The organism is Bacillus sp. EB106-04-02-XG92 (assembly GCF_058791995.1).
Window position 1 is genome coordinate 934,296 of the sequence record NZ_JBYTEA010000001.1, and the last position, 23,537, is coordinate 957,832.

Genomic DNA, 23,537 nt, shown 5'->3' on the forward strand with positions numbered 1-23,537 from the left:
ACTTCCACTTCTTCTCGCTCTTCTGCTTCTGTAATTACTTCCGCTTCTTCTCGCTCTTCTGCTTCTTCTGGTATTTCCACAATGATTGTTTCTTCCAGTTTTTCTTCTGCTTTGACAATCACTGATTCTTCTGGAGATTGCTCTTCTACTTCAATAGTAGGTTGTTCTATTTCTGTATTACGTTTAGTTTCTTCTGATAATATTGTATCCTCGTGCTCTACTTTAGAATCTACTAATTCCTCTTGTAGAATGTTTCGGGCCACTACATCTTTTTCTTGCTTAGCATCTTCCATACGCTCAGCAACTGTTTCATGAAGTAATTCAGCCGCTGGAACTTCCTGCGGTGCACTAATTTCTTGAACCACTTCTTTTTCTTCTACTATAGGCTCTTGGCGTTCAATTTCATAACCGTTTTTCTCTAGCCATTGATCGACAACTGACTTTTCTTCCTTTTTACTTTGTTGATCTCGCTGATCAACTCCTGCATGACTGGAAGAATTCGTTGCTTGTCCTTGTGAGAAATCAGATAATGTATACCCTTTTTTCTCTAACCATGCATCAACGACTGGTTTGCCCTCTACAGATATTTCAAGGTCTTCTCTTTCCTTTTCTTCCTCCTGCTTTTCTTCCTTTTTCTCTACTGAAGGACGATTATATCCGTAAATTGGCGAAATCATTTCTGTCGGACGAAATGGTCTACGGTTACTTTCTTGCGTAGGTGCAGATGCTTTCTTTACGACAGGCTCTCGCTCCGGTTCATATTGCATTTCCGGCTCTTCATATGTAGAAACTACCTTCTCCACATACTGTCGTCTACTTCTTTCCACTTTGATTCCTCTTTGAATAGGCCGCTCTTCATATGTTACAGCTTGAACAGGTTGTTCTTCAAAATGCCCTGCTTCTATAACATCTTCTTCATCGAACCCATTATCTGGTACTAATGGAAAACGGCATTTCCCTGCATTCCTACTTGCCATTTGTGCTTCTCTTGCTTCAGTGTAGTGGTTTACACGAGGAATTTTCGGCTGACTTTCAACTTGCTTTTGTGCTTCTTTATTCATCGCTGTTTGTTCTTCCTCTTTGTTAAACAGCTTTTTCATCCAATCTAACATGCTTACCACTCTTTCTACTAAATAGTAACATCCTTTATTGTATCAGCATTCGGCAAAAAGTGCAGGTAAAATTAAGCATGTCATATTTATCCATAATATTCTAATTTACGAGTGTTTTCATATGGAAAAACGCACCCTTACATGTAAGACTGCGCTTAAGCTTTACTCTTCCGATATTCATCTACACTATCCGTTACACTTTGCAATAAAGAATTTACATACTGCGGGTTAGATAATTTTTTATCTTCTTCATGGTTTGACATAAATCCAAGTTCTAATAGTACGCCAGGTACTTTGGACCAATTAAACCCAGAAAGGTCATCCCTAAATTTAATTCCATTTACCTTCACTTGCTGATTCTCTCTCATTTTATTTACGATCGTTTGAGAGATTTGAAGGCTTTCCGCATAAATCTCTTTCGTATACGGACTTCCTTCTGCCGGTGTCAATACAGCAAATCCACTTTGATTCGGATTTTCAGAACCATCTGCATGAAGACGTAAAAATAAATTCGCCTTATGATCATTCGCCAATGTCGCACGTTCTTTATTACTTATATCAACATCTTGTGACGTTCTTGTCATTAATACTTGCATTCCCTTTGCTTCTAACTTTTCTTTTAATACGAAAGCCATTTCCAGCACAAGAACAGCCTCTCTTTTTTTCGTCACAACACCAGTTGTACCATCTGTCACTTTATATTTTTGCGTCGTCGCTCCTGGTCCAATCGGCTCTAAATTTAAATTCGCTTTTTGTTGATGACCCGGATCAATAACAACTAGAAACTTTCCTTGTTTTTCATTACTCTCTACTTTTGGTACATTATTTTGCAGTGGTTGCTCAGTTGGCTGCACTGGCGTAGCTTCCTCTTTCTTTTCCTCGGCCGGCACTTCCTCCTGCTTATGCTCCACTTGCTCATTCGTTTGAACTGCTTGTGGTTCTTCTTTCTTTTCTTGTTCTGCTTGCTGCTTTTCTACCGGTGCGTCTTCCTTTTTATTTTCGCTTGTTTCTTTTATAGAAGATGTTGTTTCTTTTTTCGGCTGCTCTTGTGAACAACCGGCCATATATATTCCAATGAATGCAATCATGCTCATTATTTTTATATACTTCATGCTTTTCTCCCATCACTTTGCACCGGTCTCAAAGTTTTTTATAATTGTTTTATAATCTCATCCATATTTCCGATATGAACGGGTTGCCACGTTTCTGTACCACGCTCTGCCGTATAAACTACATACGCATTATCAGTCACATTTACGAAAACTGGATCTCCCATATCTGTTTCATATCCGATAACAATCCATTCTTCTTTCCATTTTCCATGTTCTTCACTTATTAATGAATTTTTATGTTTATCATATCGATAACCGATTTGTCCTTTTTCTAATTCATTTTCACTAAACAAATATATTTCATAGGAACCTAACTCGATATCTTGTTGTTTTGAAGTTTCAATTCGTTTCAGAAGTTCTGCGATTTTTAGTTGTTGTTTCATACGTCTATCCCCTTCTATTTTTCTAAATTTTAACTATTTTGTTTATAAAACACAATATAGATTTTAAGAAAAAAGGTGACATCCTTATGAATATGAACGATTTTCTACATATATCTATTACAACTCACAATATATCAACGATTCAATAGAAAAGAGAGGCTGTCCAAAAGGACAACCTCTCTTTTCTTACATCAATTAAAATTTAAACTCTTGTCCAACTTCAAAGCTATCTTCTAATACAAGAATGCCTTTTTCTTGTGGAGCGTCTGGAAGCTCTAATTCACGCGCTGAGCAAATCATTCCAGAAGAAGGAACTCCGCGAAGTTCAGCTGGTTTAATTAGCATACCGCTTGGCATTACAGCGCCGATTTTTGCAACGACAACTTTTTGTCCTGCATCAACGTTCGGTGCGCCACATACGATTTGTAATGTTTCTGTACCGATTTCTACTTTACAGATGTTTAACTTATCAGCATTTGGATGCTTCTCTTTTTCAGCTACATAGCCTACAACAAATTTCGGAGAAAGATCTGCTTCTACTGTCTCTTCAAAGCCGTTCTTCGCTAAAATTTCGTTAATTTTTTCTACTAGTTCTTTCGTTAATGTTAGGTTACCTGTTTCTTTTACCTCTAAGTAAGAAGATGCATTAAAGATGTTGAATCCTGCTGTCTCGTTGCTTTCACGATCGTATACGCGTGCAACATCTCCTTTGCGATCAAAAGTACGGTTCTCTAAAGTAATATCTTGTAAGGCAACAATTAGAGTGTCACCAATTCCTTCAAGGTTGTAAAAAACGTTCACTTCGTTCATCCTTTCTCTTTTCCATCTGTCTTCTTCCGATTTTTCGCTAAAATAAAGATTGGTTCAAAGTCCCCATCTTCATATACGAATGAAAGTGATGTAATCGGAACATGCCCTTCGGCAAAAAATTTCATTGTCATTTGTGCAATAATATCATAACCGATTTCGTTGACGATATCAGCAATAATTAATACATCTTGGTGAGGAACAGCAACAACCATGTCACCAGAAATCTTTTCACGCATCGATTGTAGTAATGATTCGTTTAAAATACGCGTCGCATCATACCCATCATTTGTGTTTAAAAAGTAGAATGTATTACCTGCTACAGTGTCTTGTTTAAATTCATAACCTAATGAGCGAGCGTTGAATAATGCCATTTCACGCACTTGTTGCTCTGTAAGTCCTAATTTTTGTAATAAACGCTCATCAATTAAACGATATGTTTTATTCGAATCTAGCGCATAATAAATACGTGTTTCCGCCGTATGATCCGTCACAATGAACGGATTTCCTTCTTCTGCTTGTTTCGGGAAAGAAGTAGAGCGAATAACAGGTAAAATTTTCGCCGCGCTATTTTCTTCTTTATGCATCGCAATTAACGCTTCTTGTACGTAATAGGCAACCTCTTCAACCGCCTTTTCTTTATTCACTTCCCATTTTGCTACAACTCCTGGAAGCGATACGTTAATACCTTTTTTCGAGTCTTTCTGTTCTATACGTAGAACTTCTTTCTCGCTATCATACTGAAAGTCCCATTCCGGGCGAGATAATTTCTTCATTAACTCGTCTTTCATCTTTTTACTTGTCATCTTCATCTCTTTTTCCTCCCTTCCAAAAAAATAACCTCCCCCGCGAAGGTAGAGGTTGTTTTACAATTCAATTGGCACATTGCCTTATTTTAAACCTTCAATGAACTCTTCGATTTGTTCTTGTGTTTTACGATCTTTGTTTACATAGCGACCTGTTTCTTCACCTTTATTGTACGCTACAAAGCTCGGAATGCCAAATACGTCTAATTTCACGCATAGATCAATAAACTCATCGCGATCTACATAGTAAAATGAGAAATCACTATATTTCTCTTCTACTTCTGGCATAAATGGGTCTACAAAACGGCAGTCTGGGCACCATTCCGCTGAGAACATAAAGACTACATTCTCTTCATTTTTTAATTGTTGGAATTGCTCCATGCTTTCTAATGATTTCATCTATATTTCCTCCTCTAACGAGTGCATTTTTTCATGTTATAATCTTTCTTTTATACTACCATACATCGCGCATGGTGCAAGGTTTATGCTTGCTTTTCGTCATACTTATATTGCCCAACAAGTAACTTAACAACGTGTACAAATAATTCCGTACGGTCGACATAATCATCCGTAAAAATACCGATCGCACCTTCGTGACTACGAATATCTTTTCTCTGTACAAACTCTTCCATCACTTCACTTAACTCTTTGCCATCTTCAAGAGGTGCTAAAAAGTCATCTGGTAACTTAATACGCGCCCCGCCTGCAACGAATGTTTTCCCGTCACTTGTTGCTAACGCGCCCCAGTTACACATAAATAAACCGTGCTCTGTTTTCATTACGCCGCCTTCTAACCCAATACCGATTTGAGCTTTTCCTTCTTGCAACGCTCGCTTCGCTCTATTAATCGCTCCTTGCATCGTCTCTTCATCTGAAAACGGCTGGTTTGCTACTCCTGAAGGAACAGAAAGAGAGGTAATTTCATCATCTTTCCAAACCTTCTCCACAGCTCCAACCTTCGTTTTATTCTTCGATCCAACTACTACTTTCATTTCGTTCACCTCTAAAAAAATTCATCATCTTACTTTAATCAAGTTATTCTTTATACATGGGAGCACCGCCACCACACACCGCTAGGTCATCTCTTCTAACTAAAAGAGAAGACGGATTCCCTCACCATTGCTGTATTCGAACTTAAAATGCAGCCTTCCTCTCACTTCCTACCCCGGGTTTTAATACCTCACGCGAGAATCAATTAGGCACTAACCGCTTCCACACATGGATGGGTCATCTATTCAACCTAAAAAAAGAAGGGTTTTTCGCCCTTCCTCCTTACGCGTTATTCTTAATTGTTTCTAACGTCGTTTTATCCGTTGCTCTTACAAGCTTCGTAATGAGTTCTTTCGCTGCCGCATAGTCATCAACATGTAAAATAGAAGCATGTGTATGAATGTAGCGTGCGCAAACACCAATTACTGCTGATGGGATACCTGAGTTACTTGTATGTACACGGCCCGCATCTGTACCACCTTGTGAAATAAAGTATTGGTACGGAATGTTGTGTGTTTCTGCTGTATCTAAAATGAATTCGCGCATTCCTCTATGTGTTACCATCGTGCGGTCATAAATACGAAGAAGAGCACCTTTTCCTAATTGACCGAACTGCGTTTTGTCACCAGATGCATCATTCGCTGGACTTGCATCAAGCGCATAGAAAATGTCTGGTTGAATCATATTCGCAGCAGTTTGTGCACCGCGCAGACCTACTTCTTCTTGTACAGTCGCACCAGAGTATAATGTGTTTGGTAATGTTTCGTCTTTTAATTCTTTTAGTAATTCGATTGCAAGGCCACATCCGTAACGGTTGTCCCAAGCTTTCGCCATAATTTTCTTTTCGTTTGCCATCGGCGTAAACGGGCAGATTGGCACGATTTGTTGTCCTGGTTTTACACCAATTTCAATCGCATCTTCATAGCTATCTGCACCTATATCAATTAACATATTTTTTATATCCATCGGTTTTGCACGTTGCGCGTCACTTAATAAGTGAGGAGGAATAGAACCAACAACCCCAACAACAGGACCATTCTTCGTCATAACTTGTACACGTTGTGCTAACAGTACTTGGCTCCACCAGCCGCCTAACGTTTGAAAACGAAGCATCCCGTTTTTCGTAATTTGCGTAACCATGAAACCTACTTCATCCATATGACCTGCTACGAGAACACGTGGGCCAGTTTCGTCCCCTTTTTTCAGACCAAATACGCTACCTAAACCGTCTTGTACAATTTCATCCGCATATTTGCTTAATTCTTGCTTCATAAAACGGCGTACATCATGCTCAAAACCTGATGCACCTTGTAATTCTGTTAACGTACGAAATAATTGTAATGTCTCTTTATTCACGAAGTCCCCTTCTTTCAAACCTTAGTAGAATACCTCTTTTATTGTAACGAAATTTTCGAAATGTTTCTAGTTTCTTCTTTTTTAGCTGTATTTGCTTTATAATTATTATCGGTACACTATTTTTATTTTATAGAATTGAGGTGAAGATATGAGCTGGAAAGGTTTAGTAGCAGGTCTTGGCGTTGGTTTCGCAGCTGGTTATTTCGTTGCAAACAAAGTACAAGAACAATCCCATATTTCTTCAGAAAAAGCATTGAAAATGGTGAAACAAGCATTAAGTCATAAAGGTGAAATTACTGGCTCTTGGGTACATATGGTTCCAGAGACATTTGAAAAATATGATGTCGCATACGAAGTTTATCGCGGCGGTCTTACAACGATGTTAAATGATATACAAGAACGATTTGAATTTTTAGTTGATGCTAAAACAGGTACTGTTTTAGAGGTTATAGCAGCATAAAAAGGAGGGTTCCCATTAGGTGAACCTCTTATTTTTTTATTGTGGATAGGAATTGAAATTATATCGGCGATTTTCTAAATTTATCGGCGCAACTCAGTTTATATCAGCGATTTTTCAAATATATCGACTTACCGACAAAAATGACACCAAAAAGGAGACTGCTCCAACAGTTTGCTGGAACACCCTCCCATTTTTATGCTTCTATACTCGTTTTCCGCTCTATTTTTTTTACAATATGCCCTTCCTCATTCCACTTTACTGCACGGTAATATGCGTCATGATAAAAAGTAAACCATGCTCCTTTTTTAGCGCCGTACTCCATCCACTTTTGCTTATTTTCAATCGATGTCATTGGATAATCATCGTATGCCATTACCCATAGTACATTTTGATGTGCGTGCGTCGGCAATAGGTCTGCTAAATGAAGCATCGTTTCCCCTTGGCTTTCTAAAACAATAACTGCATGTCCATCACTATGACCACCTGTATGCGCCATTTTTATTTCATCTGTAATTTCTATTTCTTGCTGGAATGTAACAACTTGATCTACAATCGGCTCCCAATTTTCCTTCCAATATGTATTACGTGATCTAATATTTGGGTTCCTCATTTCATTCCACTCTGTTTCACTTACGTAAACTTTCGCGTTCGGAAACGCTGGTACAAGGTGATCACCTTCCCATTTTGTTAAACCAGATGCATGATCAAAATGAAGGTGCGTCATTAAAACATAGTGAATATCTTCTGGCTTTAATCCTAGTTTTTCTAATGATTCATAAACCGATGATTCTTCTGTTACACCTTGATTCCGCTTCATCTTCTCATTCAATTTACCGTTTCCTATTCCAGAATCGATGAGCATATTTCCGTCTTTCGTTTGCAAAAGTAACGGATCTGTTCGTAAATAAATATGATTTGTATCATTATGTTTATACTTACGTGACCAAAGTACTTTCGGCACGACACCAAACATCGCTCCTCCGTCTAAATGTGTATTCCCGCCTTTTAGCCACGTCACTTTTATATCTCCAATTTGTAACTGTTCCATTTTTCATCCCCCTTTCCTTTTAATACTAACATAAAATTCTGATTATTTTAGATACAAAAAACCTATGCATTACTGCATAGGCTCTGTACGATATTTCGCTTCCACTCGGTAAATACGATGACCCTTACTAGAGAACTTCTCTTCGTATTCAGTCATAATGTTTCCTTCATAATCACTATTATGAAGATCTAAGCTAAGGTAAGTTAATAACATACCATACTCAGCCATACTCATAAGAGAGTATTCAAATAAACCTTGATTATCTGTTTTGAAATGAATTTCTCCGCCCTCTACTAACACTTCTTCATAATTGCGTAAAAACGTTTTATACGTTAAACGACGCTTCGTATGACGTTTCTTTGGCCATGGATCTGAGAAGTTTAAATAAACGCGATCAATCTCACCTTTTGCGAAGAAAACTGTTAAATCTTCAGCATCTTTATTAATTAACTTTAAGTTCGGTAATTCTTCTTCAATTAATTTATCAAGTGCATCTACAACAACACTTGTGAATTTTTCAATTCCAATATAATTAATATGAGGATTTGCTTTTGCCATATCATACATAAAGCGGCCACGACCTGTACCTACTTCAATATGAATTGGTTGTTCATTTCCAAATACTTCTTTCCAGTTACCAGCGCGCTCCTCTGGGTTTCCGATTACGATATGTGAATACTCATTAATTCGATCCATTGCATATGGTTTATGTCTTAAACGCATAGATGTCTCCCTCTCTTTACATAGCTATTTTAAAGGAATAATTCCTTCTTTCTGTTTTTTAATCAATCTACCAAACAAAAAACCAAGTACGTACGAGCACTCGGTCCGTTTCTTTCAAGTATAAGATGTACCATTTTGATAAAAACTACATACAGCATTAAACATTCCATGACGAAACAGCTTTTTCTCTTACATTTCTAAAAAGAGAAAAACAATCGAAAGGATGATCCGTTCATGCCAATTAATCAACAACATCAATTAGAAGTGCTGAAAGATATTTTAGTCAATCACCAAAGTGATTGTTGCGGGACAGTTTCTGAATGCGAGCAATTGGAGCGTCTCATTCAATCGTTACTCGCAAACGATAATGTAAGTAGTGACGCTAAAGCAATGCTAAACGATGTATATTCTTATAGTCAATCGGGTAAATCTTCCTCTAATTTGGACAACCATATTTCCAATAATCAAGAACAGCTTACTCAGTGGATTGCTGGAATGGACAATTTTTCTTAAGTATTACTCTGAAGCAAGTAGTTGCTGTAAATATTGATGCCAATATTCAGCTTCTGCTTGCTGCTTTTTTGTTGTATGCCATTGAATAGACAAAATCGTTTGTGCTATTACATACCATCTCATACGCCTAAGCAGCGATTCATCCATTTCAATATCATAATAACCGAGCCACTCACTCCACTCGTGGCGCGGAATATACCAATATAATAACATACCAAGGTCTAGAGCTGGGTCAGCAATTACAGCTCCATCCCAATCAATTAAAAACAACTCATCTTCATCCGACAATAGCCAGTTGTTATGGTTTACATCACAATGGCATACAACGAATTCATTGTATTCAATATCTTTTAATGAACCCATTAAATATTGAAGACCTTGCTGAATCGTTTCATCATCCCTTATATCTCCTCTTAAAACGAGTTGCAATTGTTGTAATAACTCTTGTGCGTGAAGCGGCTGCTTCCCAAGTCTTTGAATCATCTGTACAAGCGCTTTAGAGGAGTGTATTTTCTTCAAAAGTTTCGCAACACGTTCTAGTTTCATATCCTCTGGCTCTAGCTTCTGTCCCGGAAGCCATTTTTGAGCAGAAATTACATCACCGTTCGTTACCCTTCTTGTCCAAAGTAATTTTGGAACAATTCCTTCTGCTGACAATACCGCTAAAAAGGGCGATGTATTCCGCTTTAAAAATAACTTTTGTTGTCCGTTTTGCGCAATATATGCATCGCCCGTTACTCCACCAGCCGGTACAAGACTCCACTCTTTTCCTAATAATTGTTCCAACCATTCCATATTCATTACCCGTTAACAAATCCTTATCTTTTATAGTTATGAAAAGAAAAACCGCAACATTTCTACACATGTTGTGGATTCATATATATTTTACTGTAAATGAAAAGAAATTTTGGCATAAGCCAAAAACTCTCTATTTTATTTTACAAAACCAGTCATAGAATGACAACTTATCAAAATCGTCACCTTTGTCAATTCTACATTTATTACATTCTCATCGTCAAGTAGCGATTTGTCACATTATCGTCAATATATACGTGCTAATTGGAGGGAGCCTAAGTTCCTTTCCTCTAAATGAAGAAATTGGCTCTATTTTCGCTTGCTTTTCGTTTACTAACACATGCCACGTTTCTTCTTTCGGAAGTTGCACCGTTTTAGCTTCTAAACCACTATTAAATAAAACGACAATCTCTTTCCACGGTCCAAGCGATTCTGCATGCTCTAGATAGTATGCAAGTACTTCTGGAGATGTTTGCAAAAAAGTCATGTGCTTTTTTATGAGGTCTGCATTTTGTAATCGAAATGCCCCGTGCTCTTTGCGAATCGCAATTAAACCTTTTATATAGTTAACGGTCTCTATCTCTTTCTCTTTTTGATCCCAATCTAATTGATTAATTTCATCATTTGCATTATAACTATTTTCATTTCCTTGCTTCGTACGATAAAACTCTTGCCCAGCATGTAAGAAAGGTATACCTTGTGAAAGAATTACCATTGCACTCGCTAGTAGGTGACGTCTTTTCAAAATCTCTTCTGACTCTTCATTACTGCGCATTAGTTTATCCCACATCGTCATATTGTCATGACATTCTACATAATTAATGCTTTGTACAGGCTCTAGAAACAACCCTGTTTCTTTCATACTCAAAAGGCTTCCTGCTGCTATATACTGCAAATGATTACAGTCTACATGCCCACCGAATGCAAAACCGCGCTTATTTATATGAAAGGTACTCCCTTTTATTCCATCACGAAATTGATCATTAAATTGCGCAATATACGGCATTTTCTTTGCATTATTTAGCGTTGCTTTTTCCTCTAGAGGAAGTGGGGTTTGTAGATCCCATCCTTCTCCTAATAGCAATGCATCTCGTTTTATATTTCGCACTTCTTTTTCTATTATATTCATTGTATCAACATCTAAAATTCCCATTAAGTCGAATCGGAATCCATCAACATTGTATTCAGTAAGCCAATATAAAATAGACTCTACAATGAATTTCCTCATCATTTTCCGTTCAGATGCTATATCATTCCCGACTCCCGTCCCATTAGAAGGCATACCATTTTCACCATGACGAAAATAGTATCCTGGGACAAGCTTTTCAAATGATGATAGCTCTCTTTCATAAACATGATTATATACAACATCTATAATCACCCTTATGCCGTGTTCATGAAATGTTTCAATTAACTGTTTACACTCTACTATCCTGTTATACGGGTCAGAGGGATTTGTAGCATAATATCCCGTCGGTGCATTGTAATATAATGGATTGTAACCCCAATTATAGGCAGAGGAAGGATTCGCCTCATCTACACCGCCGAAACAATATAAAGGTAATAATTCAACATGTGTAACACCTAAATCTTTTATATGAGACAAACCTGTCAATGTCCCATTTCGCCCTGTTGTTCCTTCTTCCATTAGCCCTTTATACGTTCCTTTTTTACTTACTCCACTATTCGGATGAATAGTGGCATCACGAATATGCAGTTCATACAATATGGCATCTGTCATTGCTTGTAATGGTGGTAATTGCTCCCCCTTTGTGACAGTTGTCTTTTCTAAATCGATAACAATGCCATACTTCCCATTTACAGTGACTGACTTTGCGTAAGGATCCACCGCTTCATTCCATATTAAATTAATACAAACAAGAAATGTATATTTTTCTCCGGCTAAATCTCCCTGTAATGTATGAGTCCAAACTCCATTTTCTCCTCTATACATTTCATGATCGATATATTCCTTATCACTTTTATAAATTCTTACTTTTGCAAGTCTCGCAGTTGGAGCCCATACTTTAAATGTCGTTGCTTCCTTTTGGTACACTGCCCCTAAATCAGTACCTTCGTAATAATACTTTTCATCAAAAATCGCTGTTCTTATGACAGCACCTATTTGTAAATCTGTTTCTTCATTCCGTTCATCTCGTACTGTATAATACTTCCCCACATCTAGCGGCTCTTCTATAAAGCACTCATACTTCGTTGCATCCGGAAGCGCAATTGTATGAGCAATCGGTAACTCTTTCACGTTACTTCCTTCTTGCAAACGAAATGTCCGGCTTGTTCCATACGCATGTGGGAGCAAAATTGTAATTTTATTCATTTCATCTAAATAGGCATCAAATGGACGTTTTACTTTCAACATAAAAAAATCACCATCATTCTTAAAGTTAAATGAAACGAGCTGCAAATGATAAGACTATTCTTATCCGCAAGACTCTATACAGTAACACATTATTCTTTATAGTATATTCACCTGTATAAAAAACGTTTTCATACATTCTATTTTTGTAATTTTATTTCAGCAATCGCTTTATACTTCGGTGTCTCCTTCACGTGAGATTCGTATAAAGTAATCGTATCCGCTTGAAATGATATTTCAGGCACTTCCTTTATATGTTCTAAATCAAACTTTCCTTCTCCTACCCATTTACGAGCAACAGTAATATGCGGATGATACGGGCGCGTTTCTAAAGAAAATCCATTCCCTTCACACATAGCATGTATTTGCTTTTGTACTTGAAACAAATCTTGATTCTCACTTACCTTCGCCCAAAAAATACGTGGCCTATCTTCCATACCGAACGTTGAAAATCCTTGTAACGTAAACGATAGTTCCTTTGTTTCTATAAGTGTTTGTAATCCATTCTTTATTCCTTCTAATTGTTCCTCTGTCGCACTACCTAAAAATGAAAGGGTAATATGATAGTCTTCTTTATGTACCCACGAACGAAATGGTAATTCCTCCTGCATTTCTTCTTTATAGTTAGACAGCACTTCTTTTATATGATTTGGTAACGCAATTGCGACAAAATAATGCGGCTCCATGTACATCTTCTCCTTCTTTCTATTGTTGCTTTTCTTTCTTATCTCATTCAATGAAAAAGAATCGAACTTCCCTACAAGTCTAACCAAGTTCAGGTCGCGTTAATAAAGTGAAACTTTAATCAGCCCTCACCAATCGGACTTTTATGGGCAGCCCGACCCCCACCTAAATTCTTTGCTTTCGCTGCATTTTGAGGTGGGGGTCTTACTGCCCATTAAAGCGGGATAAATGAACTTATATTGGCTTAACAACAAACGACACGTAACAGAAAACCGTCCCAAAATATGTATCGGGACGGCCTCCTATTATTTATATATCTATTACTTCGCTAATTCATGAATTGCTTGCGCGTAAATTGCTGTCGCTTTTAATAAGTCTTCAATTTCAATGTACTCGTCTTTTTGATGCGCAAGCTCTTCTTTTCCAGGGAACAATGGACCAAACGCAACGCCAGCTTTCAATGAACGTGCGTAAGTACCACCGCCGATTGCTAATAGCTCTGCTTTTTCTCCTGTTTGTTCTTCGTATACGCGCTGCAACGTACGAATTAATACGTGGTCTTTATCAACGTGATGCGGACGAGAGTTTGAATAATCCGCTACTTCAAATCCATGTGTACTAACGTATTCTTTTAACTTTGTAATCATTTCTTCAAAGTTAGTCGTAACTGGATAACGTACATTTAATCCTAAATTACCACCATTTTCTTTCGTATAAGAAAGGCGACCAACATTCACTGTTAATGGTCCGCTAATATCGTCTTTATAAGAAATACCAGCTTTCTCTCCTAAAATATCTCCTGTAAATGTTTCTGTTGCAAATGTTGCAAACGAAGCCCCTTTTCCATCAAGAGCGACTTTCGTTAAGAAGTTTGCCAGCAATAAACCTGCATTCTCGCCCTTCTCCGGAGTAGATCCGTGAGCTGAAACCCCTTTAATTTGCAACGTCACCGTATTACCTTCTACAATTGCTTCACCTATTTTTTTAGCAGTTTGTAAATACTCTTCATATGCTACTGTAAGTGCATTTACACCTTCTCCTGTAATAATTGCTTCTGCAAAATCAGGAACCATATTTAAACGGCGACCTGACTCAAACGAAACAAGTTCATATGTACCTTTCTTCTCTTCACTACCACTTTGCACAACTTGTATATCAGAAATACCTTTTTCCGCATTAATAATTGGAAAGTCCGCGTCTGGCGCAAAACCGATTGTTGGCATTTCTTCGTTTTTAAAGTAATAATCTACACATTTCCAATTGCTTTCCTCATCTGTCCCTAAAATCATACGAACGCGTTTTGAAAGAGGTAAACCTAATTCTTTCACAATTTTCATCGCATAATAAGCTGCCATCGTTGGGCCTTTATCGTCAATTGCACCGCGTGCAAAAATCTTTCCATCGCGAATATCCGCACTATATGCAGGAGTCGTCCAGCCATCGCCTTCTGGTACAACGTCAACGTGACAAAGAATACCTACTAATTCTTCTCCTTGTCCCATTTCAAGATGACCTGCGTATCCTTTTAAATTTTTAGAAGTAAAACCTTCAGTTTCTCCTTTATGTAACATGAAAGATAAAGCTTTTTCTACACCTTCACCGAATGGTGCGCCCTCTTTCGCCGATTCTTCTTCCCATACACTTTTAATTTGTAAAAATTGTTGTGTATCACGAATTAAATCATCTTTTCGTTTTGCAACCTCTTCTGTCCAATTAATTGCTGACATCACGCATCCATCCTTCACTATATTGTTTCTTTCATCATAACAAACCGAAATCTCTTATGCCATACACGAAAACTAAATACCGAACAATTGTAATATTTCAGATATTTCTTATTAGTTTTTCTTTTATTTTTCTAAAAAAATTTGCAGGAATTTGGCGTTTTACGTAGAATTTTATGTGTTAGTTGACTGACCATATATACAATGTCAACTACCAATATTTTTCTATATGAATATTTGTTAAATTTCTGTAAAATTTAAGTAGATTAAAGCATGAATTTTATCATGTAGAGTACAATGGTAGTAACGACCTTCTTTCCTGAATGGGGTCAAAAAAACTAGTAGAGGAGTGGTTTTCTCTTGAAACCTACAACTACTCGTATGCTAACACGCATTAAATCAATTTATATGTACATCAATGAAAACGGAACGGTAACGACGAAAGACCTTGTAGATGAGTTCGGGATCACACCGCGAACGATACAACGTGATCTAAATGTGTTGCAGTTTAATGAACTCGTGTATAGCCCTTGCCGCGGTAAGTGGACAACAACAGGAAAGAAAGTGAGAATGACCTCATAACGAACAATAATTGTATGTAAATAAATACATACCCCTTTCTAACTCATTAGAAAGGGGTCTTTTCTGCGCCTAAAAACAGCACTATTTCTCAGTATCTACTTGATATGTTTTTAACATTTCTACTTCTTCATCTGTTAGCTCTCGGTATTGTCCAAGTTCTAGCTCTTCATCTAATACTAACGGTCCCATCTCTGTTCTCTTTAGGTAGACTACTTTTTTCCCTACCGCTTCAAACATACGCTTCACTTGATGGAACTTTCCTTCTGTAATGACAAGCTCGATTTCAGAAATCTCATCGCTTTTTAATATTGTAAGTGCACCTGGCTTTGTTTCATAGCCATCATCTAAAATAACACCTTTAGCGAACTCTTTTACATCCTCTTCTGTTACTACTCCTGCAACGTGTGCATAATATTTTTTCGGCACATGCTTTTTCGGAGATAACAATTGGTGTGATAACTTCCCGTCATTTGTTATCAATAAGAAACCTTCTGTATCGATATCAAGTCGTCCAACTGGGAACGGATCAAAGATTGCATCTTCTAACTCTAATAAATCTATTACCGTTTCATGATTATCATCTTCTGTCGCTGAAATAACGCCTTGTGGTTTATGCATCATTAAGTAAACAAACTCTTTATATTCCACAACTTCACCGTGAATCATGACTTCTTGTTCTTCGACATTTACATGAACCTTTGCATCTTTCACTGACGTTCCATCAATTTTCACAACGCCGTCTTTCAATAACTTCTTTACTTCTTTTCTACTTCCATATCCCATATTCGCTAATAATTTATCTAATCTCACGTTTTTCACCTTCTTTGTTTATCATAGAAAAGGGGACGTAATTACGCCCCTTTTGATTTCAACTTTATTTTGAATCTATTGCCAAGTTTACGCTGGATTTTCTCTAACGCTTCTCCGCCAAATACTCTTTCAAGTACTCCTGTACGAATCGCTAACAATCCGTACACAAGACCACCAATACCTGCACAAATCGCAACTGTAATAAGAGCGCCCATTCGGCTATCAGGCGAAATCATGAAGGATAGAATCCATTGTGATAATTTCACAGTAACGACCATTACAAATGTTAATATTGCAATTTGGAATGTTCTCTTATATACAACACCAAATGAATAATGTACATGTTTTTTGATTTGTCTATTCGTATACCATACGGAAGCTAAGAAACCGACTGCTGTTGCTAAAATCGCTCCAACTGTACCGAAATAACGAATAAAGATTACGTTACATAAGAATTTCAAAATAACACCCATAATAAGCGCGACGATCGCATGTTTTTGTTGATTGATTCCTTGCAGAATTGCTGCTGTTACTGTAAATAAAGCGAATAACAACGCAACCGGTGCATACCACATTAATACTTGTCCACCTAGTGGATCTGAGTCGTAAAACGCAGTATAGATTGGATATGCAAGTGTAGAAATACCGATAACTGCTGGCAATGTTAAGAACATATTTGCCTGGAATGTTTGTGTAATTTGTAACTTTAAATAACGGTATTGTTTTTCAGTAAATGATTTTGTAATCGCTGGTACAAGCGTTAAACTAAACGCTGTTGCAAGTGATACAGGAATCATAATTAATTTATGCGTCCACATTGTGAAAATACCAAGTGCTCGCTCTGCGATATCACCTTGGCCAATCGCCTGCATAATTGAGTTAAATGTCAATGTATCAATTTGTTGATATAAAGGAATTGTTAACCCAATTACAACGTAAGGAATCGCATATGCAAATAATTCTTTAAACAATTGAACAGTACTCACTGTCGATTCTGGTACAGTTTGTTCAATTAAATATTGATCCAAATGTTTTTTACGTTTTAACCAGTACCAAATTAATACACCGAGTGCTCCAACTGCGGAAACGAATGCTGCAAATGTCGCTACTCCAACTGCTGTTGCAACTGTACCGCCAAGTACTTTAATAACGATAAAACTACCCGCTAATAAAAAGACGATGCGAATAATTTGTTCAATAATTTGCGAAACAGTAGTCGGTCCCATTGATTGGTGACCTTGGAAATAACCTCGAATTAAACTCGCTGCTGGTACAACAATAAGTGCAAAACTTACAAGACGAATGATCGTCGTAACTTCTTCTACATTACTGTGTATACTTTGTTTACCAAGCATTGCTTCTGCAAACAGTGGCGCCGACATGTATAGAACTAGGAACGAAAGAACTCCCGTTACTATCATCATAACCATTCCCGAGCGGAACATTCTCCGGCTCGTTTTATAATCGCCAAGCGCATTATATTTGGAAACAAATTTGGAAACAGCAAGCGGCACCCCTGCCGTTGCAATACTTAAAAAGATCGTATATGGAATATATCCATATGTATAGAGCGTTCCGCCTTCTGTCCCTACCAATGCATGAAACGGAAAGACGTAAATCATGCCTAAGAACTTTACTAAAAATGTCCCTAGCGTAACAATAAGCGTTCCGCGCAGAAATTTCGAATCGGACATACAAAAATCCTCCTACATCTACATAAAGTGAAACTTTAATCAGTGTGGTGTTCTTCCCCACTGATTATTAGCCCCCACCAATCTGGCCTTTACGGGCAGTTAATCTCCCGCCTACTTCTTTGTCCTAAGCAAACTTTAAGGTGGGAGTCTTACTGCCCAGCAAATAGCGGGGTAAAGTGAAACTATAATGAATTGAACTATTCGAACATTTGAGGACTATTAGACTTCCCCTAACTCTTAAGGTTTTAGTCTTATGACCCACAAATAAAGTGAAACTTTAATCAGTGGGGGTTTTCTTCATCCCCCACTGATTATTAGCCCTCACCAATCGGACTTTTAGGGGCAGTTGATCCCCCACCTAAATTCTTTGCTTTCGCTGAATTTTGAGGTGGGAGTCTTACTGCCCATTAAAGTGGGATAAAAGGATAGTGCTGAACTCTAACTTTTGTATTGTACCACAATTCTCCCTTTAAGCAGTACTTCACTCTATTTTTCTTTTAAGGGAAAACATGCTATTCTTTTAGGCAGGAAATGTAGAAAATGAGGTCGATATATTATGCATTATGATGTTATTGTCATCGGCGGCGGGCCTTCTGGGCTAATGGCTGCAATCGGTGCTGCAGAAGAAGGCGCAAACGTCTTACTTCTTGATAAAGGAAATAAACTAGGACGTAAACTTGCGATTTCGGGTGGCGGTCGCTGTAACGTAACGAACCGTCTACCACTTGATGAGATCGTTAAACATATACCAGGAAATGGCCGCTTCTTATACAGCGCTTTTTCTATTTTCAATAATGAAGATATTATTACATTCTTCGAAAATCTCGGTGTAAAACTGAAAGAAGAAGATCATGGACGCATGTTCCCTGTATCAAATAAAGCACAATCAGTAGTAGACGCACTTTTAACACGATTAAAAGACTTAGGTGTAAAAATCCGCACGAATACACCCGTTGAAACGATTGAATATGAGAACGGTCAAACGAAAGCAGTTGTACTACAAACTGGCGAAGTGTTAGAAACAAATCACGTCGTTATCGCTGTTGGCGGAAAATCTGTTCCTCAAACTGGATCTACTGGAGACGGATATGCTTGGGCTAAAAAAGCCGGGCATACAATTACAGAATTATTCCCAACAGAAGTACCAATCCTTTCAAACGAACCATTTATTCGTGATCGCTCCTTACAAGGTCTAGCTTTACGCGATGTAAACTTAAGCGTATTAAACCCGAAAGGAAAAGCTATCATTTCTCACAAAATGGACATGCTCTTCACTCATTTCGGCCTATCTGGTCCTGCTGCACTTCGCTGTAGTCAATTCGTCGTGAAAGCACTGAAAAAGTTTAAAACGAATACGATTCAAATGAGTATCGATGCATTGCCAGACGAAAATAGTGAACAACTATTCCAACGCATGCTGAAACAAATGAAAGAAGATCCGAAAAAAGGAATTAAAAACGTTTTAAAAGGTTATGTACCTGAGCGTTACTTCCTATTCTTATTAGAAAAAAATGAAATTGACGGTAGTGAACAAGCTGGACAAGTTTCTCACGAGAAGATTCGTGCACTTGTGAAAGACTTTAAAGAATTTACTGTGAATGTAAATGGTACGCAGTCAATTGAAAAAGCATTCGTTACTGGTGGCGGTGTATCCGTTAAAGAAATTAATCCGAAAGAAATGTCTTCTAAATTCACGAACGGCTTATATTTCTGCGGAGAAGTTCTTGATATTCACGGTTATACTGGTGGCTACAATATTACATCCGCTCTTGTTACTGGTAGAATTGCCGGAACAACAGCTGGAGAAAACGCGAAAATGCAATATTAAACTGAGAAACAGGGATTCCTGTTTCTTTTTTTATAGGTACATAAAATTATATCGGCGATTCCACAACAAATATCCCCTCCCCTTAACTTCCTATTGCTTTTTTGTTGCTTTATATACCTTAGTACCTTTATATTTTATATTGTTGAATATTTGAAAAAGGGTAAGGGGAAAACATATGAGAAAAAAAGTCATGATGTCTTTAATGCTAATGACGTTTCTTTCTGCAGTAGAAGGAACGATTGTTAGTACAGCAATCCCTCGTATAACGAGTGATTTGTCAGGCGTCGAACTTGTTAGTTGGGTATATGCAATTTATATGCTTGCAACAGCTGTTTCGACTCCAATATACGGGAAGCTCGCTGATTTATTTGGTCGTAAAAAAGTTTTACTTATCGGAGCTACAATCTTTTTAGTCGGTTCTGCACTTTGCGGAGTCGTTACATCGATGGAACAATTAATTTTCTTCCGCGCTCTTCAAGGTATCGGTGCTGGTGCTGTTATGCCAATCACAATGACAATTATTGGAGACTTATATAGCGAAGCGAAAGACCGAGCGAAAGCACAAGGCTGGATGAGTGCCGTTTGGGGTGTATCCGGTGTTATCGGACCGTTAGTAGGTGGATTTTTAGTTGATTCCCTATCTTGGCGTTATATTTTCTTCTTAAACGTTCCATTCGGAATTATCGCTTGCTTAATGATTGCCATTTACTATAAAGAATCTATTAAGCCAGCTAAACACCATATCGATTATCTTGGTGCAACAGTCTTCTCATTAAGTACGATCGCTCTACTATACGCACTATTAACAGGTAGCAGTAAGCAAAACTGGGGAGACATAACAATTATTGGCCTATTAATCTTCGCTGTCGTTTCATTCATTATTTTCTTATTCATCGAGAAAAAATCTCCGGAACCATTAATTCCGCTAGCACTTTTCTCTAACCGTACATTATCTACAATAAACATACTAACGCTTATTGCTGGCGCAATGATCATTAGTATTACAATGTACCTTCCAATTTGGAGCCAAGGTGTATTAGGAAAAAATGCAACGGAAGCTGGACTTATTTTAATGCCAATTCCTGTTATGTGGACATTTGGTGCTATCTTCTCTGGTAACTTAGTAGGCAAATTAAAAACGAAACAAATCATTTTACTTGGAGCTAGCATTTTATCAGTCGCTACGTTCTTATTATTTACATTATCAACACATTCACCATCGTTCCTTATTTATGTAGCAGTCGGATTATTCGGTTTAGGAATGGGGCTTGTGACACCGATTTATATGGTAACAATTCAAGCAGCCGTACCAGCTCATACACGCGGAACAGCCGTTGGTTTAAACACATTTATTAATACATTCAGTCAAACGTTAGGTGCTGCAATCTTTGGAACAATCTTCAATACGATGATTCACGCACGTGGCATTAAAAACCTTGATCTTGTATCTGGCGGACACGGCGGGGCTACAGCAAGTGTAGCAACTGAATCACAATCCGCATTAGCAGCAAGTGTACACGTCATTTATATGAGCACTTTCGTATTAGCAGTATGTACATTAATTATCGCTTGGCTTTTATTAAAGCCAGCTACACAAACAAATGAGCAATAATAAAGAGGATGACCATTTCGGTCATCCTCTTTTTACTCTTCATTCTCCACAATATGTTTCAGCATGGACAATTTATTATCCCAAAAACGTTCATAATACGAGAGCCACTGTTGTAATTCCTCTAATGGCTCTGGATGCAAGCGATATATTTTCTCTCTACCGCTTTTTCTTCCACTTACTAAATTCGCTTCCGAAAGAATATGAAGGTGCTTTACAACCGCAGTACGACTCATCGGAAAATGATCCGTTATTTTGGAAATCGGTAACTCTTTATCACTTAATAACCGTATCACTTCTCGGCGGGTTGGATCAGCAATTGCTTGAAATACATCATATTTTGCTGCTGATGAGGACACTTAGCCTTCGACAACCTTTTTCAGTTTTTCATTTACAATCGCTACCCAGCCACCGCTCATTCTATCGCGAATAATAGAGCTCTTCGCATTCGCTTTCGGAAGAATTTCATCAGGATGTTTCCAGCCGCCATGAATTAATGTAAATTCTGTTTTATTATCTCCTAGATCTTTCAAATTAAATGAAACGACCCAGCCATCTGTATCCCATGAGAAAGATAGATAGTTTGGCTCATCGATTTCTAACACTTTACATGGCGATGGTCCAAATGGTGATTGCACATGAAATTCATGTCCTACCTCTAATACAAAATCATTTGGCATAAACCATGAGGCAATCCCTTCCGCAGTCGATACTACATTCCATACTTTTTGAATAGACGCGTTAAAAACGATCGTTTGTTTAATATCAGTTAATGTATTTTGTTGTTCCATTTTCATTCTCCTTTATTCAAACCTAAATGTAACACCTTTTGGTTTCATTTAGATAATATAACACCTTTTAGTTTCATGTCAACACTAATTCTTTTTTACTGTTGAGAAATTCTCAACATTTTTTCAACAGGACAAACACCCTCTGAGCATTCCCTCATAATATACTCACAAAGGCAACAAAAAATAAAAACTTCTCTCAACATGAAACTCCATCATTTATCTTGAAAGAAGAGCCTTGCGTATATCATGCGTATTTCGTCTCTCCTCCTTCCCTCAGAGACACTACGCGAGATATGAAAAATCAGAAGGAATATGCCCACCATTTGAGTAGGTAGTTATTTCTCTTCTCCTCAACATTTCCTTAGGAGCGAAATGACTACCGACTCACTTTTTTCAAACAAAAATAAAAAGGGGTTGAACGCTATGTTCTATTGCATTAACTGCTCTGACATTCACCACGAAAAACATCCGAATGATAAAGTATTCAAAAACGGTTTTTATATTGATCCATTTTTAGGTGATCGTTATCACCTTGGTATGTGTAAAGATGCCCAAAATCATGAGACTGGGGAGCCTCTTTTAAAGACAAAAAATTTAGGCACAACCCAATCTATTATGAATGTATTACCGACACATGTTGTCCCAACATAAAACATAAAAAAGAGCTGGCTCCCCAGCTCTTTTTTATGCTTTATAAACGATCATTGCTGAAAAACAATAAATTTGGTTTTCATCATCGTTAATGGAAACACCAACTTGATACTTAATATCTACAAAATTACTATCATCAATCTTTTTCAAAAAAACATTTACAGCGTCTTCTAAGTCTTTTTCGTGACTTTCATCAAATACTTTCACACGAATCATGTTAACACCATCCTAGATCGCAGCCATCCGCCGCTTGATTATTGCCACGGTGCGTATCTATGATGCGATAAAATTTTCCGTCTTCATATATATATCCGTCTTCTAACACATATTGTTTACCTTCAGTATAGACATAAAACTTACCTATCATAAATTTACTCGTATATAATTCCAAACAATCTGGTCTAAATTTAGCTACAACTTTATTTGTAATATCAATTTTTATTGTGCGCCCCACCTTCTCTCCCTCCTTTGCAAAGAACGGATTTAGGTATATTGTATTAGCGATTTTACATTTTATGCTTAAAAATAAGTGGATATGCCTTCCTTCCTCACCTGTACTATTTTTCTAAAAAAGTCATACATAAGTAAGAGCAAAAAAATATAAATAAAAAAGACCTTTTACTTATTGACTATAATATTAACATTATGGTATTATATAAAATTTGACATTTTTATATACTTATGA

At 37.4% G+C, this 23,537-nt stretch carries 25 protein-coding genes and 1 pseudogene; 6 read left to right on the forward strand and 20 right to left on the reverse strand.

The annotated features are described in order from the left end of the window. The 8 genes and pseudogenes from AC3WVA_RS04960 to AC3WVA_RS04995 form a co-directional block, all read right to left on the reverse strand. Positions 1 to 1,112, reverse strand: a pseudogene (locus tag AC3WVA_RS04960) (DNA translocase FtsK); the annotation flags it as partial. A gap of 155 nt (positions 1,113 to 1,267) precedes the next feature. Continuing rightward, positions 1,268 to 2,224, reverse strand: coding sequence for an N-acetylmuramoyl-L-alanine amidase (locus tag AC3WVA_RS04965; protein ID WP_128805309.1), 957 nt, complete (start codon positions 2,222 to 2,224; stop codon positions 1,268 to 1,270). Between the two features lie 38 nt (positions 2,225 to 2,262). After that, positions 2,263 to 2,607 (reverse strand): hypothetical protein, encoded by a 345-nt coding sequence (locus AC3WVA_RS04970; RefSeq protein ID WP_048528741.1) that lies wholly within the window; start codon positions 2,605 to 2,607, stop codon positions 2,263 to 2,265. A gap of 195 nt (positions 2,608 to 2,802) precedes the next feature. Continuing rightward, entirely contained in the window at positions 2,803 to 3,417 is a 615-nt protein-coding gene (gene ytpR / locus AC3WVA_RS04975) for a YtpR family tRNA-binding protein (protein WP_001006761.1), read from the reverse strand. Next, positions 3,414 to 4,226 carry a DUF1444 domain-containing protein gene (locus tag AC3WVA_RS04980; RefSeq protein ID WP_098520838.1) on the reverse strand — a complete coding sequence of 271 codons (813 nt, stop codon included), beginning with the start codon at positions 4,224 to 4,226 and terminating at the stop codon, positions 3,414 to 3,416. Before AC3WVA_RS04980 ends, ytpR begins: the two co-directional genes overlap by 4 nt. A 78-nt stretch (positions 4,227 to 4,304) precedes the next feature. After that, positions 4,305 to 4,619: a thioredoxin family protein gene (locus AC3WVA_RS04985; RefSeq protein WP_000838193.1), complete on the reverse strand. Its 315-nt coding sequence runs from the start codon at positions 4,617 to 4,619 to the stop codon at positions 4,305 to 4,307. A gap of 83 nt (positions 4,620 to 4,702) precedes the next feature. Then, a complete protein-coding gene (locus AC3WVA_RS04990) occupies positions 4,703 to 5,212 on the reverse strand; it encodes a DUF84 family protein (RefSeq protein ID WP_492321807.1) in 510 nt (169 codons plus the stop codon). Positions 5,213 to 5,492: 280 nt separating this feature from the next. Next, a complete protein-coding gene (locus AC3WVA_RS04995) occupies positions 5,493 to 6,566 on the reverse strand; it encodes a M42 family metallopeptidase (protein ID WP_048528744.1) in 1,074 nt (357 codons plus the stop codon). Positions 6,567 to 6,714: 148 nt separating this feature from the next. On the opposite strand from AC3WVA_RS04995, the gene AC3WVA_RS05000 reads away from it, so the two are divergent. Beyond that, positions 6,715 to 7,026 (forward strand): PepSY domain-containing protein, encoded by a 312-nt coding sequence (locus AC3WVA_RS05000; protein ID WP_000118540.1) that lies wholly within the window; start codon positions 6,715 to 6,717, stop codon positions 7,024 to 7,026. A 193-nt stretch (positions 7,027 to 7,219) separates the two neighbouring features. Here AC3WVA_RS05000 and AC3WVA_RS05005 read toward each other — a convergent pair whose 3' ends face one another. Beyond that, positions 7,220 to 8,074, reverse strand: a complete 855-nt coding sequence (locus AC3WVA_RS05005) for a YtnP family quorum-quenching lactonase (RefSeq protein WP_098346445.1) — start codon at positions 8,072 to 8,074, stop codon at positions 7,220 to 7,222. 69 nt (positions 8,075 to 8,143) lie between these two features. Further along, on the reverse strand, positions 8,144 to 8,797 hold the full coding sequence (gene trmB / locus AC3WVA_RS05010; RefSeq protein ID WP_001239381.1) for a tRNA (guanosine(46)-N7)-methyltransferase TrmB: 654 nt from the start codon (positions 8,795 to 8,797) through the stop codon (positions 8,144 to 8,146). A 234-nt stretch (positions 8,798 to 9,031) separates the two neighbouring features. Here trmB and AC3WVA_RS05015 point away from each other — a divergent pair, with 234 nt between their 5' ends. Then, positions 9,032 to 9,310, forward strand: a complete 279-nt coding sequence (locus AC3WVA_RS05015; protein WP_016118745.1) for a YtzH-like family protein — start codon at positions 9,032 to 9,034, stop codon at positions 9,308 to 9,310. A gap of 3 nt (positions 9,311 to 9,313) precedes the next feature. On the opposite strand, the gene AC3WVA_RS05020 is transcribed toward AC3WVA_RS05015, so the two are convergent. From AC3WVA_RS05020 to pepV, 4 genes are all read right to left on the reverse strand, one after another. Further along, the gene (locus tag AC3WVA_RS05020; RefSeq protein ID WP_048528737.1) at positions 9,314 to 10,111 is read right to left on the reverse strand and encodes a phosphotransferase family protein; all 798 of its coding nucleotides are present in this window, start codon (positions 10,109 to 10,111) and stop codon (positions 9,314 to 9,316) included. A 229-nt stretch (positions 10,112 to 10,340) separates the two neighbouring features. Further along, complete coding sequence (gene pulA / locus AC3WVA_RS05025; protein ID WP_349302724.1) at positions 10,341 to 12,482, reverse strand: type I pullulanase; 2,142 nt, start codon at positions 12,480 to 12,482, stop codon at positions 10,341 to 10,343. 137 nt (positions 12,483 to 12,619) lie between these two features. After that, a complete protein-coding gene (thpR, locus tag AC3WVA_RS05030; protein ID WP_492321808.1) occupies positions 12,620 to 13,165 on the reverse strand; it encodes an RNA 2',3'-cyclic phosphodiesterase in 546 nt (181 codons plus the stop codon). A 318-nt stretch (positions 13,166 to 13,483) separates the two neighbouring features. Beyond that, positions 13,484 to 14,890 (reverse strand): dipeptidase PepV, encoded by a 1,407-nt coding sequence (gene pepV, locus AC3WVA_RS05035; protein ID WP_349302723.1) that lies wholly within the window; start codon positions 14,888 to 14,890, stop codon positions 13,484 to 13,486. Positions 14,891 to 15,247: 357 nt separating this feature from the next. Here pepV and AC3WVA_RS05040 point away from each other — a divergent pair, with 357 nt between their 5' ends. Then, the gene (locus tag AC3WVA_RS05040; RefSeq protein ID WP_000805512.1) at positions 15,248 to 15,469 is read left to right on the forward strand and encodes a DeoR family transcriptional regulator; all 222 of its coding nucleotides are present in this window, start codon (positions 15,248 to 15,250) and stop codon (positions 15,467 to 15,469) included. A gap of 81 nt (positions 15,470 to 15,550) precedes the next feature. On the opposite strand, the gene AC3WVA_RS05045 is transcribed toward AC3WVA_RS05040, so the two are convergent. Beyond that, the gene (locus tag AC3WVA_RS05045; protein WP_048528733.1) at positions 15,551 to 16,279 is read right to left on the reverse strand and encodes a pseudouridine synthase; all 729 of its coding nucleotides are present in this window, start codon (positions 16,277 to 16,279) and stop codon (positions 15,551 to 15,553) included. Positions 16,280 to 16,320: 41 nt separating this feature from the next. After that, positions 16,321 to 17,973: a putative polysaccharide biosynthesis protein gene (locus AC3WVA_RS05050; RefSeq protein WP_048528732.1), complete on the reverse strand. Its 1,653-nt coding sequence runs from the start codon at positions 17,971 to 17,973 to the stop codon at positions 16,321 to 16,323. 556 nt (positions 17,974 to 18,529) lie between these two features. Between AC3WVA_RS05050 and AC3WVA_RS05055 the strand changes: the two genes are divergently transcribed. Then, a complete protein-coding gene (locus AC3WVA_RS05055; RefSeq protein WP_071756950.1) occupies positions 18,530 to 19,801 on the forward strand; it encodes a BaiN/RdsA family NAD(P)/FAD-dependent oxidoreductase in 1,272 nt (423 codons plus the stop codon). A gap of 175 nt (positions 19,802 to 19,976) precedes the next feature. Continuing rightward, positions 19,977 to 21,413, forward strand: coding sequence for an MDR family MFS transporter (locus AC3WVA_RS05060; RefSeq protein WP_001228010.1), 1,437 nt, complete (start codon positions 19,977 to 19,979; stop codon positions 21,411 to 21,413). Between the two features lie 32 nt (positions 21,414 to 21,445). Here AC3WVA_RS05060 and AC3WVA_RS05065 read toward each other — a convergent pair whose 3' ends face one another. Together AC3WVA_RS05065 and AC3WVA_RS05070 are read right to left on the reverse strand one after the other, a co-directional pair. Next, positions 21,446 to 21,769, reverse strand: coding sequence for an ArsR/SmtB family transcription factor (locus AC3WVA_RS05065; RefSeq protein WP_000098837.1), 324 nt, complete (start codon positions 21,767 to 21,769; stop codon positions 21,446 to 21,448). Continuing rightward, positions 21,770 to 22,201 (reverse strand): SRPBCC family protein, encoded by a 432-nt coding sequence (locus AC3WVA_RS05070; RefSeq protein WP_048528730.1) that lies wholly within the window; start codon positions 22,199 to 22,201, stop codon positions 21,770 to 21,772. Positions 22,202 to 22,624: 423 nt separating this feature from the next. On the opposite strand from AC3WVA_RS05070, the gene AC3WVA_RS05075 reads away from it, so the two are divergent. Continuing rightward, the gene (locus AC3WVA_RS05075; protein WP_048528729.1) at positions 22,625 to 22,852 is read left to right on the forward strand and encodes a DUF3973 domain-containing protein; all 228 of its coding nucleotides are present in this window, start codon (positions 22,625 to 22,627) and stop codon (positions 22,850 to 22,852) included. Between the two features lie 33 nt (positions 22,853 to 22,885). On the opposite strand, the gene AC3WVA_RS05080 is transcribed toward AC3WVA_RS05075, so the two are convergent. Next, complete coding sequence (locus tag AC3WVA_RS05080; protein ID WP_000621751.1) at positions 22,886 to 23,068, reverse strand: sporulation protein Cse60; 183 nt, start codon at positions 23,066 to 23,068, stop codon at positions 22,886 to 22,888. Between the two features lies 1 nt (position 23,069). Further along, complete coding sequence (locus AC3WVA_RS05085) at positions 23,070 to 23,306, reverse strand: DUF2553 family protein (RefSeq protein ID WP_048528728.1); 237 nt, start codon at positions 23,304 to 23,306, stop codon at positions 23,070 to 23,072. Positions 23,307 to 23,537 lie beyond the last annotated feature (231 nt).

Excerpts from the sequence above, each read along its gene's own strand:
- AC3WVA_RS04965 (WP_128805309.1), bottom strand. The coding sequence starts at position 2,224 with ATGAAGTATATAAAAATAATGAGCATGATTGCATTCATTGGAATATAT.
- AC3WVA_RS04970 (WP_048528741.1), bottom strand. The coding sequence starts at position 2,607 with ATGAAACAACAACTAAAAATCGCAGAACTTCTGAAACGAATTGAAACT.
- ytpR (WP_001006761.1), bottom strand. The coding sequence starts at position 3,417 with ATGAACGAAGTGAACGTTTTTTACAACCTTGAAGGAATTGGTGACACT.
- AC3WVA_RS04980 (WP_098520838.1), bottom strand. The coding sequence starts at position 4,226 with ATGAAGATGACAAGTAAAAAGATGAAAGACGAGTTAATGAAGAAATTA.
- AC3WVA_RS04985 (WP_000838193.1), bottom strand. The coding sequence starts at position 4,619 with ATGAAATCATTAGAAAGCATGGAGCAATTCCAACAATTAAAAAATGAA.
- AC3WVA_RS04990 (WP_492321807.1), bottom strand. The coding sequence starts at position 5,212 with ATGAAAGTAGTAGTTGGATCGAAGAATAAAACGAAGGTTGGAGCTGTG.
- AC3WVA_RS05000 (WP_000118540.1), top strand. The coding sequence starts at position 6,715 with ATGAGCTGGAAAGGTTTAGTAGCAGGTCTTGGCGTTGGTTTCGCAGCT.
- AC3WVA_RS05005 (WP_098346445.1), bottom strand. The coding sequence starts at position 8,074 with ATGGAACAGTTACAAATTGGAGATATAAAAGTGACGTGGCTAAAAGGC.
- trmB (WP_001239381.1), bottom strand. The coding sequence starts at position 8,797 with ATGCGTTTAAGACATAAACCATATGCAATGGATCGAATTAATGAGTAT.
- AC3WVA_RS05015 (WP_016118745.1), top strand. The coding sequence starts at position 9,032 with ATGCCAATTAATCAACAACATCAATTAGAAGTGCTGAAAGATATTTTA.
- AC3WVA_RS05020 (WP_048528737.1), bottom strand. The coding sequence starts at position 10,111 with ATGAATATGGAATGGTTGGAACAATTATTAGGAAAAGAGTGGAGTCTT.
- pulA (WP_349302724.1), bottom strand. The coding sequence starts at position 12,482 with ATGTTGAAAGTAAAACGTCCATTTGATGCCTATTTAGATGAAATGAAT.
- thpR (WP_492321808.1), bottom strand. The coding sequence starts at position 13,165 with ATGGAGCCGCATTATTTTGTCGCAATTGCGTTACCAAATCATATAAAA.
- pepV (WP_349302723.1), bottom strand. The coding sequence starts at position 14,890 with ATGTCAGCAATTAATTGGACAGAAGAGGTTGCAAAACGAAAAGATGAT.
- AC3WVA_RS05050 (WP_048528732.1), bottom strand. The coding sequence starts at position 17,973 with ATGTCCGATTCGAAATTTCTGCGCGGAACGCTTATTGTTACGCTAGGG.
- AC3WVA_RS05055 (WP_071756950.1), top strand. The coding sequence starts at position 18,530 with ATGCATTATGATGTTATTGTCATCGGCGGCGGGCCTTCTGGGCTAATG.
- AC3WVA_RS05060 (WP_001228010.1), top strand. The coding sequence starts at position 19,977 with ATGAGAAAAAAAGTCATGATGTCTTTAATGCTAATGACGTTTCTTTCT.
- AC3WVA_RS05070 (WP_048528730.1), bottom strand. The coding sequence starts at position 22,201 with ATGGAACAACAAAATACATTAACTGATATTAAACAAACGATCGTTTTT.
- AC3WVA_RS05075 (WP_048528729.1), top strand. The coding sequence starts at position 22,625 with ATGTTCTATTGCATTAACTGCTCTGACATTCACCACGAAAAACATCCG.
- AC3WVA_RS05080 (WP_000621751.1), bottom strand. The coding sequence starts at position 23,068 with ATGATTCGTGTGAAAGTATTTGATGAAAGTCACGAAAAAGACTTAGAA.